Consider the following 13,106-nt stretch of genomic DNA (forward strand, 5'->3'; position numbering starts at 1 on the left):
TTATCCTGTATAGTCAGGATGTTTTGAAATAAAATGTTTATCTACTTGTGATAATTTACTTCTTCTGATTTTCAATTGAAACTTTTCTAAATTCTTTCAATAATTTCTCAAGCTCTAAAGTTGATTTACGTGCTCTGGCTCCCGCAGCTTTAACACCTTTTTCAACTAATGAATTTGACTCTGTCACAAAATTTTCGATTTCTGCATTTATTTTTGCCAATAAATCTTTCATGCTTATACGTGTTAAATTAAGGAGCAAAAATAAAAGTTTGCATGATAGATAACGCATCTTTAATGTTAAAATTGTAACTCTTTTTATCCTTTGAGTTAATAATTCGTTAACCTGCGGGCTTTACCTTTTAATATCAACCACTTACAAAAAACAGTCCTGAGAATTATTTTTTAGTTCTTTCTTTTTTTCCCTACAATTACCTGGTAAAGGCTTCCTGAAAGGGTATTCAATTTTAATTATTTAAAAAATAAATGCGGCTTGGTATATTATTCTTAAGGGAAGGTTCGTATTTTAAATACCCATAGGAGCTAAGTTCTCTTATTGTTTTGTGATAAGTAGTGAGTGATATTTTGGCTATAGGCACAATTTGATAGCTAAAGGCGCTAATAGGATTTACAGCACCTCTTGATGCGCTGTACTGCAAAAGCGCAGAAAAAATAGCCAGATGTGTGGCGCTGATTCTCTGATCTTTCTCACTGGCTCTGAGAAATTCTAAAAGCGATTTTGAAATCTCAGAGCTTATTGGACCTGTTTTGTCTTCTTGGCTTGGCTTCTCTGGAATCTTGAGACTCGTTTTTATCTTCTTGACGCACTTTTTTTTTTTGACTCACCAACAACCTGGTACTCCACATCAAGCTTATTTATATCCTTCAGGAGCCTGTTATCTATTTTTTTTAGCTCACTATCGTAAATTTCAAGGGTTTTGAACTGAGGACTCGCTGTGATAAAAAATCTATCTTCTTTACCGTCTTTTAAAAAAATAACGCTCTGCAGGTTTCCTTTTTTAAGTGAGCGTATCAGGTTCTCACTCAGGGTTTCATTCTGCAGCTCTTTTATAGGGTATTTGGAAAGCGTGCCATGAAGGTCATATCCGTAATTCTCGTGATAGAGCTGCAGCTTAAAATTGCCTTTCTCATCGGTTTGTTTAAAATCCATCTGCACCCTGCCTACCTAAATGATGTCATGGAGCAGCTCGAGGGTCAGATGGCTTCGGCTAAAGTGGCCATGGCACGCCTTTCCTCCCCCCAACTCTATTATGTGCTCTCTGGCAATGATTTTACCCTGGATATCAATAACCCTGAGCAGCCCAAGATTGTCTGTATGGGCAATAATCCCCAGAAAACACAAACCTACGGAGCGGTATTATCGCTCTATGTAAACCGTCTGCTGAAATTAGTCAATCAAAAAGACAAACAAAAAAGCAGTCTTATTTTCGATGAGTTTCCTACCATTTACCTCAATAATATGGACAGTCTGATCGCTACTGCCAGAAGCAATAAAGTAGCAACTTGCCTGGGTGTACAGGATTTTAGCCAGCTTCGCAAAGACTACGGAAGAGAGCAGGCCGATGTAATTCTCAATATAACGGGAAATATAATAAGCGGGCAGGTAACGGGAGATACCGCCAAACAGCTCTCCGAGCGCTTTGGCAAAATAATGCAGGATCGGGAAAGCTTATCGATAAACAGCTCGGATGTCTCCATTAGCCGCTCCAGACAACTCGAATTGGCTGTTCCGCCTTCAAAAATTTCATGGCTCAGCTCAGGAGAATTCGTAGGCATGGTGGCTGATGATCCCAACTGCAAGATTGACCTGAAAGCTTTCCATTGCCAGATACTCAACGATCACAATGCCATTCAAAAGAAGACTCAGCATTATAGAGATATTCCAATTGTAGCGCCAATAACCAGCCAGATCGTTCAGGAAAACTACCTTGGAATAAAGCAGGATATCCAGGAGATCATATCGGGTGAAATAAGCCGCCTTACATCTGATGCTGCATTGTCGGCCCTTATAATTAGAAAATGAATCAAAGAGATCGTATCTCCTAAAAGATGAAGTAATGTATAAAAATGATCCTCATGGCAAAAACAAACCAGACAAGAAAAAATCATCGCATCACGGTTAACTTTACCCTTGCGGAATCTAAAAAAATTGACAATCAGCTCAAGATCAGCACCTGTCGGACCAAAGCTGAATATTTACATGAGCTGATACGTAACAGGCCTATCACCACATTGTACCGAAATCAATCCTTAGAGGATCTAATTGAGGTAATTGGTATACTTAATCTTGAGATTAATACACTTAAAGCTAAGCTGCTTTCAACTGTGGAAACATTGTATACAAATAAAAATAGTGTTGAGCTCGAGGCATACTTTCAAGAAATGGAAATGAATATCACAGGCCTGAATACAAAAATGGATGAAGTTAAAACTCAAATTGAAAAAATTGTGGAGAAATGGTTGCAATCATAAAGACAAGTGCTTCGATACTTAAAACCATCGCTTATAACGAAAATAAAGTTAAAACAGGTGCGGCCGAGTTAATCTTTGCCGGGAATTATCCTGTTGATATGCATAAGATAAGCGATGAAATAAAAGTAAAGCGTTTTACAAAAAGAACGGAATTAAACAAAAATGCCAAACGCAACACTTTGCATATTTCTTTGAACTTTTCTTCATTGGAACATCATAGTAAAGAAAAACTGGCACGCATTGCCTATTTTTATATGCAGACGATTGGTTTTGCAAAACAACCTTATTTAGTTTATGAGCATTTTGATACCGGACATCAACATCTGCATGTAGTCACGGTAAATATAGAACAGTCTGGCAGACGTCTTCCTCTGGACAACGTACTTTTTCAAAAATCAAGACCAGTAACAACAGAGATCGAAAAACGTTTTGGACTTGTAAAAGCCTTCGGACAACGTAAATATCCTAAATTAGATGTATCCTCCGTTGTGGGCAAAATTCATTACGGGGAAATGGAATCAACAAAGGCGATAACCCAGGTGCTGGATTTTATTTTAAAGCGTTACCGTTATACAAATCTTGGCGAGCTTAATGCTGTTTTAGGGCAATACAATCTTCTGGCCGATAGATGCAAGGAAAATTCAAGAACATTTTTATGGGGAGGATTGTTATATAGAATATTAGATCCTCAGGGAAAACCTATTGGTATGCCCATTAAAGCCAGCTCACTTGATAGTAGACCTACTTTGAAATTTTTAGAGACGCAATTTAAAATAAATGCCTCTGGAAATACACCGCAGAAAACTCAAATAAAAAATATCATTGAGCGATCCCTTCAAAGACATCCGGGAGTCTCTGCGGACATTTTTTTTAAAATCCTGCAAAGAAAAGCCATCACGGCAATTACAAATAAGAATGACCTGGGTAGTGACCAGCTTACTTATATTGATCATAAAACCAAATGTGTCTTTAGTGCTGAAAATTTAGGTATTTCATGTAGTCTCTCCGCATTAAAAAACAACGAATCTTTACAGACTCCTGCTCTGAAAAAACGATTTATGAGAAAAAATAACCTTCCAAAGCTCTAGTGTAAGCTATGACTTAAAATGGATTTATCGAATTGCTTTTTTAAGTTTTTCAACTGAAGGATCTTCTAAGACTTTGAGCTGATCTATAACTATCTGGGCAATTTTTGTCGCCCCCAGTAAGGAGAGATGCGTGTCATCGGCTTTGTCCTTATCATAATAAGGATTCTCACCTGCCTTGAAGTGCAGATGCAGCGCCTTTGATTTTTCCGGCCCATAGGACCTCTCAAGTAATTCTGTGTGGTACTCTAAATCTATAAAGGGCACTTTATATTCCTGGGCTACCAGTCTTGTCTCTAAAGGATAGTCACCATGCGTGGGCACCAATACTCCTTTTTCATTAAAATTTCGTCTGCTAATAGAGCTTAGCAATACAGGGGTTGCCCCTCTGGCTCTACTCTCTTTTACAAACTTTATCAGATTGTATCTATAGGCCGTATGAGGATTTGTATAACGGGCTGAATCTTCTATTTTTTGATCGTTGTGACCAAACTCTATAAAAACATAATCACCTTTTTTTAGTTTTTTATAAATGGAATCCCAACGTTTCTCGTCTATAAAACTTTTGGTACTTCTTCCATTGACGGCCTTATTTACCACAACTATATTCTCTGAGAAAAAAGGCTGAAGTACCTGTGCCCAGCCATGCTCGGGATTGCGGTCTGAATCTTTTTTATTGGCCATGGTGGAATCACCAATGGTGTACAAAGTTGCTTTCTGGGCAAAACAGGCCCCCGAGAAAAGACAGATAAGCAGAATATAGAATTTCATTTTACATCTCTTAAATTAGTAGACTTTATATTTTCCCTTGTTTCTAATTATTTTGCTGCCGTAGGAACAGTTGCTCTTTGACCGATAAAAACATCACTCATTAAAACATTTTCTGCATTTTCATTTGAAATGGCATTTTTAGCCGACTTTATCTCAATGTTCTTCAAGGATATGTTTTTGATCTTTTTATCGGCAAATCCCTGAATCACAATTCCGGATTCTGATGCTTTATTGCAGCTAATATTTGAAAAATGGATATTGGAGATTTCTGATTGAAATCCTTTGCCTTCCCCATGATAATTCGCGGTCATGTATAGACAATCTTCAACCTGATCTAACTGAATGTTTCGAACAAAAATATTTTTTATAAAACCTCCACGATCTGCATTGGTTTTTAAATAAATTCCTCTTTTTAAATAGCCAACCGTTTTGCAATTCTCTACATATACATTTTGAACACCGGCTGACATCTCGCTCCCAATAACTACTCCATGCAGCCCTTTGAAATTGCAGTTTCTGATCACAATATTTTCACTTGGAGTTAGCGTATTGGCTCTTCCTTCATGATCTCTTCCCGCTTTAATAGCTACATTGTCATCGCCATTATCAAAAGTTACATTTTCAATTAAAACATCTTTAGCATATTCAGGATCAATTCCGTCATTGTTATAATTTAACGATTTATAGCTAACACCACGCACAGTGATACTTTGTGATTTGAGTAAATGAAGACACCAAAAAGGCGAATTTTCTATCCGAATATTTTCAACCAAAATGTTTTTGCAATTAAAAAACTGAATCATTTGTGGGCGCAGAAAATACCCTTCCCCAAAAGTTCTTTCTTTCAAAGGAACATTAGTATGATTCATCTCACGACTTCTGTTTTTACCAGCTTCTTCTTTTGCTTTAAAGCTCTTCCATGTCTTACCTCCTTCTCCATCAATAGTACCTTCACCCGTTATGGCAATATTAGAGCATTGGTATGCATAAATTAGCGGACTGTAATTATAAAGCATTGTGCCTTCCCAACTTGTTAAAACCATTGGCAGATAATCTTGTGGATTATCGCTGAATTTAATTTTTGCACCTTTCTCTATCTTAAGATTCACATTACTGACAAAATGTATTGGTCCATTGATCTTATAGATTCCTTTAGGAACAATAATAGTACCTCCGTTGTTCTTTTTACAGAGTGCCATTGCCTTGTCAAAAGCTGCTTTATTATTGCTTATTGAATCTCCCTTTGCTCCTAATTTTTGGATATTTATTTGATAAGAAGCAAAAATCGGCAACTGAATTCTATTGACAATTGAATCCACTTTTGCCGTTGGAAATTCACTATTCTGAGCAAAAGAAAAACAAGAAATGAGTAAAAAAAGAAGACATTTAAAATTCATATTTTTAGATTTTATAAATTAGATTTACTTTGAAAACCAATTTGCTATTGAATCTTTCAGGATATTTTCTGTTGTATATTTTTCAGCTTCTTTTTCAGTTAGCTGATGTGACCATGATACTCTTTTGGTAGGCTGCGAGCCTTCGCCTTTACAATTGTATTCGGCATAAAAAGATTTTTTCTCAGCATCCGCTTTAGACCAATTTTCCCAACCTTCAGCTCTAATGTGTTTTCCCATGTCACAATTTATATAAACTGTTTTGGCATAAATTCTCCAGGGCCTACCTAAATAAACCGCTGTTGCCTGAGGACTTGCAGTAAGCTTACAATTTTTAAAAACAAAACCAAACGAAACTCCTTCAGGTGTGCAGGCTGCTGTTATATACGAGCTTTTGATACTGTGAATAGTGCAGTTTTCAAATAATGCCGTTGCTCCTCCAAAAATAAAATCGGTTGTGCCTTCTATATAACAATCCTTAAAATATTGTTTTGCGTGATTTCCAGAAAGATATAAAGTATCCTGGTTTCCTAAAATAGTACAGTTTGAAATCTTTGCGCGATTGGCTACAACCGATAATGCAATCCCCTGTCCATTATCACCCGAAGTGTTTTTAATGGTTAAATTGGATGCTGAAAAGTCATCTCCTTCCACTAAAACCGTGTAAGTATAAAAAGTACTGTTTCGCCCCAGATTGATTTTCTTAAAATTGTCGTCAAAAGCAATAATGGTATTTTCTTTGCTTTCACCAATCAGGGTTAAATGCGTATTCCACTGGGGAATTCTAACCTTCTCATTATAAATTCCGCTTTTTATATTAATGGTTACTTCTTCATATGGAAAGGAAGGAGAGGCATATATCGCATCCTGAATTTTGGTATAATCACCTGAACCGTCTTGCGCAACAGTTAAAACTACTTTATTCTTTTTTAATGAAATCAGCTTTTGTTTTTCTGCTTCACTAAGTGAATTTTGCCTCTGAATGTTCTTCGGCCACCCACCAATATTTCTTTGGTAGAATAAGACGTTTTCTGCAATTGCATTTGCCTGCGTTGTGCCAAACCAGGCTGCATCATTTTTATGAGTACCATCTGGCCCGTTTTTATAGGTCTTTTGAGCTTGCAAACCCAAACTTACTAGTGATAAAAAAAGAAATATTGTTTTTCTAAACTCAGTCATCTTCATCTTATTTAGTTATTCTAAACCAATCGGCTGCCACATTACCTGAGTCATTGGTCACTTTCTCGCTCAAGGCAAAAAGTCCAACTTTGGCACCAATCCATTTTCCTTCTTTCGCGGTAAAATCACTTCCAATTGGCCAATATTTTTTATCATCCAAACTATAATAAAAACTACAGATTCCACTTTTTTTAACCTGGACTCTCAAGTAAACTGTATTGTTTGAAATTAAAATTGGAGTGGTTTGGGTTTCTGAAACTTTTTTATCAAAAGTTCCTGTTTTCTGATTCAAATACAGTTTACCATTATCGTTTTTAAGACACAAATAACTATAGTCTAAACCCATAATCAATAGTCCTGTTGATTCACCATTCAATCTTGCGTTAAACGTTAATTTGGTTGTTGCTGTAAACTGCTCAGCAGGAAATTTTTGCAATAGCAGATTTGGCGCTTCAAAGATTTTATTGCTCTCGTTTACTGTTGGCAAACAAAATAAATTCAGATATCCTAAACTGGTTGGAAATCCCCACTCAACCTGCGTATTTGCCTGCCATTGCCATTGCAATCCCAATTTTGGCGCGTTAAACTCATCTGATTCTGCGGGAGTTTGAATTGGATATTTCCCCCCAACATTTGGCTTTTTGAACGTCGTTACCGGCTCTCCAATTCCGTTTTGATCAAAGTCCTGTCCCATTACAGGCCAGTTGTTTTCCCATTTCATAGGCTGCAGATGAACGATTCGTCCGTATGCTCCTTTATCCTGAAAATGCAAAAACCAATCCTCGCCGGTTTGTGTTTGTACCCATGCTCCCTGATGTGGCCCATTTATAGTAGTTTTACCCTGCTCTAAAACTTTCTTTTTCTCATAAGGACCAAATACATTTTTCGATCTTAAAACCGTTTGCCAACCTGTGGAAACTCCTCCGGCCGGCGCAAAAATATAATAGTAACCATTTCGTTTGTAGAATTTTGGTCCTTCAATTGTACCTTCACTTTCATGACCATCAATTACCATTACTTCATCATTATTAGCAACAGTTCCGTCAATGTTCATCGTACAAACCGTAATCAAACTTTTAATTTTCGCACGACTTCCTGCATAGGCATGAACCAGATATACTTTTCCATCATCATCCCACAGAGGACTGGGATCGATGAGTCCGGATCCTGCTTTAACTAAAACAGGTTCAGACCAGGGTCCTTCCGGCTTTTTGGCTTTTATCATATAAATTCCAAAATCAGGATCCGGATAATAAATATAAAATTCATTATTGTGAAAAGTTATACTTGGCGCCCAAACACCATTCCCATGCTGTACTTTATCAAAAGTTTCTGTTGGTATTTGTTTGGAAAGTGCATATCCTATAATTTTCCAGTTGACCAAATCTTTAGAATGCAAAATAGGTAAACCGGGAATGCAGTTAAAAGAGGAAGCCGTCATATAAAAATCATCACCTACTCTAACGGCATCCGGATCTGAATAATCGGCATGAATTATTGGGTTTGTATAGGTTCCATCTCCATTATCAGGTACCCAAACCTGGGCTAAATTCTTTTGCAAAGAAAACACTGAAAAGAGTAGAAAAATGATTTTTATGTTTTTCATTTTTTAATGATTATTGACTTTCAAAGTAAACCAAACAGATCAAAAAAACGGAATGGTTCATTGTAAGGAAACTAAAAATTGAATCAAATTATCTGCCTAATTCTAACGCGGCCAAAATAAACGGACCTGTTGCTTTAGGATCATTATCTTTTTTTCTTTCATTTACATAATATGCATACGAACCGTCTCTGTATGGATTACCTCCTAAACCGGCAACCTGACAGCAATTGGTAAGTGTGATACCGCCATCCTGGTCTACCTTTTTGATTAAGACTTTAGTTAAACCATCAAAAGCTTTATTAGCCAGTTTTTTATATTTTTCCGGTAAATAGCCTTTATTAGCTCCTTTTGCAAAAGCATAAGCAAACATTGAAGATCCGGAAGCCTCTAAATAATTTCCTTTTTCACCCCCTTTATCTGTCACCTGATACCACAGACCTGATTTATCCTGATATTTTGCTAAAGCCGAGCAAGCATTGTTTAAATACTTTACCAGTTCTTTTTGTTTTGGATGCTCTTTTGGCATATAGTCCAACACATCAACCAGAGCCATAACGTACCATCCGAGTGCTCTTGACCAAAAGTTTGGTGAATTTCCAGTTTCTTTATTGGCCCATGGCATTTGTTTGCTTTCATCCCAGCCATGATATAACAATCCTGTCTTTGGATCGGTAGCGTGGAGCTGAATGAGTTCAAATTGTTTAGCTATATCGTCAAAACTTTTTCCTGCTTCAAAAGTAGCGGTGTACTGCGCGTAAAATGGTTCTCCCATATACAAGCCGTCCAGCCACATTTGGTTAGGATAAATTTGTTTGTGCCAAAATCCTCCACTTGCTGTTCTTGGTTGTTCTGTCAATTGTTTACGAACTAATTGCAGTGCCTTCAGATATTTATCTTCTTTTGATTCTGCATAAACATCAAAAAGTAAACGTCCAGGCACAACGAGATCAATGTTGTATTTGTCAAATTCATATGTTTTAATAGATCCGTCACTTTCTACAAACTGGTCTACATAACTCCTTACGTAAGCCTTATATCTGGGATCTGGATTCTTTTTGTATAATTCTTCGAATGAATGTAAAACCAAAGCATGTACATAATCCCATTTCGGCATTTTAGAATCGTCTATCATGTAACTTTCCGGATGACGTTTCATGAGTGTCAAAGCCATTTTATCGGACCATTTTAAATCTTTAGAAATTACGATATCCTTACTTGCCGGCTCTTGCGAAATCACCCTGCAACTTGTAAAAGCCATAACACAAACTAGTAAAGCCGATACAAAATAACCTTGTTTTCTACTATTGTTCATTTTTAAATATATTTAAATTCTACTACTTTTCTAATTCTAATGCGGCTAAAATGAAAGGGCCTAATCCGTGAGAATTATCTACCTTTATTTTTTCTTTAATATAATACTCAAAAGAGCCATCACGATACGGATTACCACCGAGTCCCGCGCTTGCGCAGACTTGTGTAATATGAATTTCGCCATCAGGATCAACCCTGATTAACTTCTTTGTTATACCTTCAAAACCTTTTATGGCGAGATCTTTATATTTTTTGGGTAAGTATCCTTTGTTTGCTCCTTTTGCAAAAGCATAAACAAACATTTCAGATCCCGAAGCCTCCAGATAATTACCTTCTTTTGAGCCTGCATCTGTAACCTGATACCATAATCCCGAAGGATCCTGATATTTGGCAACTGCTATTGAAATTTCATTCAGAAACGCTATTAGTTCTTTTCTCTTAGGATGCTCTTTGGGCATATAATCCAGTACATCAACAAGCGCCATCATATACCAGCCAATAGATCTGGACCAAAAATTAGGTGAAGTTCCGCTTTCTTTACTCGCCCATGGCATTTGTTTGCTCTCATCCCACCCGTGAAATAATAAACCTGTTTTTTTATCAATAGTATGCAAATGGATCTCTTCAAATTGTTTTGCGATATCATTAAAATCTTTTCCTTTGTCAAAATCTAAAGTGTAATGCGCATAAAATGGTGTCCCCATATACAAACCGTCAAGCCACATTTGATAGGGATAGATTTTCTTATGCCAAAATCCGCCAGAATTTGTTCTTGGATGCGTTTCTAACTGCTTTCTGAGTGTTTGCATTGCAGTTAGATAACGACTGTCTTTTGTTCTTTTATAAAGATCAAAAAGCATTTTTCCGGCATTGATATTATCTATATTGTAATCTTCTAATTTGTAGTTCAGAATCTCACCTGAAGGGTTTATTACCGTTTCACCGTATTTCTTAATGTAATCTCCATAAACCGGGTTGTTTGTTTTATGATACAATTTTTCAAATGAAGTCATCACCAGACCCAGTTTATAATCCCATTTTGGCTTTTCGTTATTGTCAATCTGCCATGCTTTCGGATTGCGTTTTATGATCGAAAGCGCCATTCGCTCTGACCACTTCAAATCTTTAGCGATTACTATTTCATTCTTTAAAGATCCCTGAGCTATAATTTTACAACAAAAAAACAGCATCATAAACCCCAGTACAATTGAGGCGGCATAATTTATATTTCTATTGTCTATCATTGCAGATGTGTTTACTAGTACTTATTTAATGCTATTGTGCTTAACTAAAGTGTTGGCATAGCTACCTATAATTCCATTCGGTTTTGTCCTTGCACCTCAATTACATTTTTCCTTTTTTATTTAGAATTTCTAATTTTTCATCTAAATATTTTACAAATTCTTCTTTCGATTTTATTCCGTTTATCTCTTGTTCCCAAGCGCCTAAAAGATAAAAGGTGACAGCTTTTGTAGTTGGTTTGAAAATTAACAGATAATCTAAATCTGTTTCAATATTATTTTCTATTGTTCCCGTTTTATAAAAAATAGCCATCCCTAACTTATCGGGAACCAGTGATTGTTCACCGTAAGTAGCGATGTAAGCCCACTTTTTATTTATGCTGTCTTTTTTAAATAACTCCGTGTTTTTTTGCTTTGCAATTCCGGTGCAAATTCCCTTAATCTCTTTTGAAGCTCTGATTGTGTGCTGTGTATAGAGCTGATCTGGTTTAATGATGAGTTCTGATATAAAGTCGATTTTATCTGAAGCCGTTTTCCAACCATAATAATTCACCTTTACACCTGACTGAGTCGTTTTGTTTACCACTGTTGCAATAGTTGAATCTACTTCACGAAAGTGCAATTTTTCATTATTTAAATAACGATCAATCGAACCAATACCAATTGCTTTACCCGCTTTTAGGATATCAGACCCCCAGTCGCTCATTTCATGATAGGAATCAAAATTATCCTGTCCTACTTTTGGCAAAATCATCTCTGAGGTCTTTTTACCGAAAATATCAATTGCATTTCTCCAGTCTAAATACAGGCGATAACCAATTCTGTTACTTTCCCAACCTGGTCCTTCATAACGTATATCAAAAGAATGATCTGTATGCTCAGGAGCCAATTTTAGTCTGTCCACATTTTTAAAAACTGTTCCGCCTTTGTATTTTCTTCCTTCCCATTTTCCATCGGTTTTGGCCGAAATCTCAGCATATGTTTTTGCTGTTTTTATATCGTATTTTTGAGCACTTACTACCATTGAACCTAATAAAAGTAAGCTTGTTATTGTGATTTTTGTTTTCATCTTGTATGCGGATTATTTAAAAATTTTATCTAAAAATTGTGTGGTATAAACAATCGTTTCAGTAAACCAGGGCTGGAAAAACCAAAAAGAATGAGGTGAATTCTCCATTGTTTTAACTTCACTATAAATCTTATATTGATTTAAAATGGCAATCATATCATCTCTCCCTGCATGAAATCTGGGAAAACTACTATTTATAAAAAGTATTGGAGGCGAGACTTTATTAGTATGACTTAAAGCCGATGCACTGCTCCAATTTTCAGGTTTTTCCGCGTAAGTGCCTCCAAGCCAAAATGAAGCCATATCTGCTTCTGAAGATTCGGGATGTTTAAATGCTAAAACTCCATCAACATCAATAATAGCCTGCACTTTTGAAGAAGATTTACTCTTAAACGATTTATCTTCAAAATCTAAAATTTCGTTTGTTGTACCAATCAAAGCTGCCATTTGTCCTCCTGATGAGCAACCTAAAACGGCAATTTTGTTTGGATCTACATTAAATTTTATAGCATTATCTTTTATAAATTTTATGGCATTTTTTACATCATAAATTCCTTCGGGATATTTTGCTTCTAGTGACAATCTGTATTCAATTGCAAAACAAGAATAGCCTTTCAAGGCAATTTCTCTGGCCATGTCCTGCAGCTGATTTTTATTCCCTGATCTCCAGCCACCACCATGAATCATGATTACTGCGGGATTGTTTTTTTGCTTATTGAAGAAAAATGCATCCAAGTGTAATGCCCTGTCTTTATGCTTTTGATAAATGACCTCTTTAATTTCAGTAACTGCAATATTACTTTGACTTTGCGCGACGGTTATAAAGGGATATTTTTTGATTAATTTATTATAAGTGCTTTTTATAGTATAGGAAGTATCGATACTATAATTGTCTTGAGCAAAAATAGTAGTAGCGATCATGAGCATTATAAAAAGTATCTTCTTCATCTTAAAATGAAA

Annotated in this window: 13 protein-coding genes; 3 read left to right on the forward strand and 10 right to left on the reverse strand. The window is 36.2% G+C overall.

Annotated features, from left to right (window positions below; genetic code table 11):
* Positions 1 to 55: 55 nt before the first annotated feature.
* Both Q7C23_RS19385 and Q7C23_RS19390 read right to left on the reverse strand, forming a co-directional pair.
* Positions 56 to 232, reverse strand: coding sequence for a histone H1 (locus Q7C23_RS19385; protein WP_375034041.1), 177 nt, complete (start codon positions 230 to 232; stop codon positions 56 to 58).
* Positions 233 to 808: 576 nt separating this feature from the next.
* Positions 809 to 1,168 (reverse strand): hypothetical protein, encoded by a 360-nt coding sequence (locus Q7C23_RS19390; RefSeq protein ID WP_375034042.1) that lies wholly within the window; start codon positions 1,166 to 1,168, stop codon positions 809 to 811.
* A gap of 27 nt (positions 1,169 to 1,195) precedes the next feature.
* On the opposite strand from Q7C23_RS19390, the gene Q7C23_RS19395 reads away from it, so the two are divergent.
* Genes Q7C23_RS19395 through Q7C23_RS19405 form a run of 3 tightly spaced genes read left to right on the forward strand, consistent with a single transcriptional unit; the run spans position 1,196 to position 3,578 of the window.
* Entirely contained in the window at positions 1,196 to 2,041 is an 846-nt protein-coding gene (locus Q7C23_RS19395) for a type IV secretory system conjugative DNA transfer family protein (RefSeq protein WP_375034043.1), read from the forward strand.
* Between the two features lie 53 nt (positions 2,042 to 2,094).
* The gene (locus tag Q7C23_RS19400; RefSeq protein WP_375034044.1) at positions 2,095 to 2,490 is read left to right on the forward strand and encodes a hypothetical protein; all 396 of its coding nucleotides are present in this window, start codon (positions 2,095 to 2,097) and stop codon (positions 2,488 to 2,490) included.
* Complete coding sequence (locus Q7C23_RS19405) at positions 2,475 to 3,578, forward strand: relaxase/mobilization nuclease domain-containing protein (protein ID WP_375034045.1); 1,104 nt, start codon at positions 2,475 to 2,477, stop codon at positions 3,576 to 3,578. The genes Q7C23_RS19400 and Q7C23_RS19405 overlap by 16 nt, the downstream gene beginning before the upstream one ends.
* 24 nt (positions 3,579 to 3,602) lie before the next feature.
* Here Q7C23_RS19405 and Q7C23_RS19410 read toward each other — a convergent pair whose 3' ends face one another.
* From Q7C23_RS19410 to Q7C23_RS19445, 8 genes are all read right to left on the reverse strand, one after another.
* Positions 3,603 to 4,346 carry a rhamnogalacturonan acetylesterase gene (locus Q7C23_RS19410; RefSeq protein ID WP_375034046.1) on the reverse strand — a complete coding sequence of 248 codons (744 nt, stop codon included), beginning with the start codon at positions 4,344 to 4,346 and terminating at the stop codon, positions 3,603 to 3,605.
* A 47-nt stretch (positions 4,347 to 4,393) separates the two neighbouring features.
* Positions 4,394 to 5,743 (reverse strand): glycoside hydrolase family 28 protein, encoded by a 1,350-nt coding sequence (locus tag Q7C23_RS19415; protein ID WP_375034047.1) that lies wholly within the window; start codon positions 5,741 to 5,743, stop codon positions 4,394 to 4,396.
* Between the two features lie 24 nt (positions 5,744 to 5,767).
* Complete coding sequence (locus Q7C23_RS19420; RefSeq protein ID WP_375034048.1) at positions 5,768 to 6,919, reverse strand: pectinesterase family protein; 1,152 nt, start codon at positions 6,917 to 6,919, stop codon at positions 5,768 to 5,770.
* Between the two features lie 7 nt (positions 6,920 to 6,926).
* A complete protein-coding gene (locus tag Q7C23_RS19425) occupies positions 6,927 to 8,525 on the reverse strand; it encodes a glycoside hydrolase 43 family protein (RefSeq protein ID WP_375034049.1) in 1,599 nt (532 codons plus the stop codon).
* A gap of 88 nt (positions 8,526 to 8,613) precedes the next feature.
* Complete coding sequence (locus tag Q7C23_RS19430; protein ID WP_375034050.1) at positions 8,614 to 9,837, reverse strand: glycoside hydrolase family 105 protein; 1,224 nt, start codon at positions 9,835 to 9,837, stop codon at positions 8,614 to 8,616.
* 22 nt (positions 9,838 to 9,859) lie between these two features.
* Positions 9,860 to 11,080 (reverse strand): glycoside hydrolase family 105 protein, encoded by a 1,221-nt coding sequence (locus Q7C23_RS19435; RefSeq protein ID WP_375034051.1) that lies wholly within the window; start codon positions 11,078 to 11,080, stop codon positions 9,860 to 9,862.
* A gap of 100 nt (positions 11,081 to 11,180) precedes the next feature.
* On the reverse strand, positions 11,181 to 12,146 hold the full coding sequence (locus Q7C23_RS19440; protein WP_375034052.1) for a DUF4861 family protein: 966 nt from the start codon (positions 12,144 to 12,146) through the stop codon (positions 11,181 to 11,183).
* Positions 12,147 to 12,158: 12 nt separating this feature from the next.
* Positions 12,159 to 13,094, reverse strand: a complete 936-nt coding sequence (locus Q7C23_RS19445) for an alpha/beta hydrolase fold domain-containing protein (RefSeq protein WP_375034053.1) — start codon at positions 13,092 to 13,094, stop codon at positions 12,159 to 12,161.
* Positions 13,095 to 13,106 lie beyond the last annotated feature (12 nt).

Source organism: Flavobacterium sp. LAR06, from assembly GCF_041946075.1.
GTDB lineage: Bacteria > Bacteroidota > Bacteroidia > Flavobacteriales > Flavobacteriaceae > Flavobacterium.

Bases quoted from the DNA above. Each gene is read 5' to 3' on its own strand.
- Q7C23_RS19445 (WP_375034053.1), bottom strand. From the start codon at position 13,094: ATGAAGAAGATACTTTTTATAATGCTCATGATCGCTACTACTATTTTT.
- Q7C23_RS19430 (WP_375034050.1), bottom strand. From the start codon at position 9,837: ATGAACAATAGTAGAAAACAAGGTTATTTTGTATCGGCTTTACTAGTT.
- Q7C23_RS19410 (WP_375034046.1), bottom strand. From the start codon at position 4,346: ATGAAATTCTATATTCTGCTTATCTGTCTTTTCTCGGGGGCCTGTTTT.
- Q7C23_RS19415 (WP_375034047.1), bottom strand. From the start codon at position 5,743: ATGAATTTTAAATGTCTTCTTTTTTTACTCATTTCTTGTTTTTCTTTT.
- Q7C23_RS19395 (WP_375034043.1), top strand. From the start codon at position 1,196: ATGGAGCAGCTCGAGGGTCAGATGGCTTCGGCTAAAGTGGCCATGGCA.
- Q7C23_RS19405 (WP_375034045.1), top strand. From the start codon at position 2,475: ATGGTTGCAATCATAAAGACAAGTGCTTCGATACTTAAAACCATCGCT.
- Q7C23_RS19400 (WP_375034044.1), top strand. From the start codon at position 2,095: ATGGCAAAAACAAACCAGACAAGAAAAAATCATCGCATCACGGTTAAC.
- Q7C23_RS19385 (WP_375034041.1), bottom strand. From the start codon at position 232: ATGAAAGATTTATTGGCAAAAATAAATGCAGAAATCGAAAATTTTGTG.
- Q7C23_RS19435 (WP_375034051.1), bottom strand. From the start codon at position 11,080: ATGATAGACAATAGAAATATAAATTATGCCGCCTCAATTGTACTGGGG.
- Q7C23_RS19390 (WP_375034042.1), bottom strand. From the start codon at position 1,168: ATGGATTTTAAACAAACCGATGAGAAAGGCAATTTTAAGCTGCAGCTC.
- Q7C23_RS19420 (WP_375034048.1), bottom strand. From the start codon at position 6,919: ATGACTGAGTTTAGAAAAACAATATTTCTTTTTTTATCACTAGTAAGT.
- Q7C23_RS19440 (WP_375034052.1), bottom strand. From the start codon at position 12,146: ATGAAAACAAAAATCACAATAACAAGCTTACTTTTATTAGGTTCAATG.
- Q7C23_RS19425 (WP_375034049.1), bottom strand. From the start codon at position 8,525: ATGAAAAACATAAAAATCATTTTTCTACTCTTTTCAGTGTTTTCTTTG.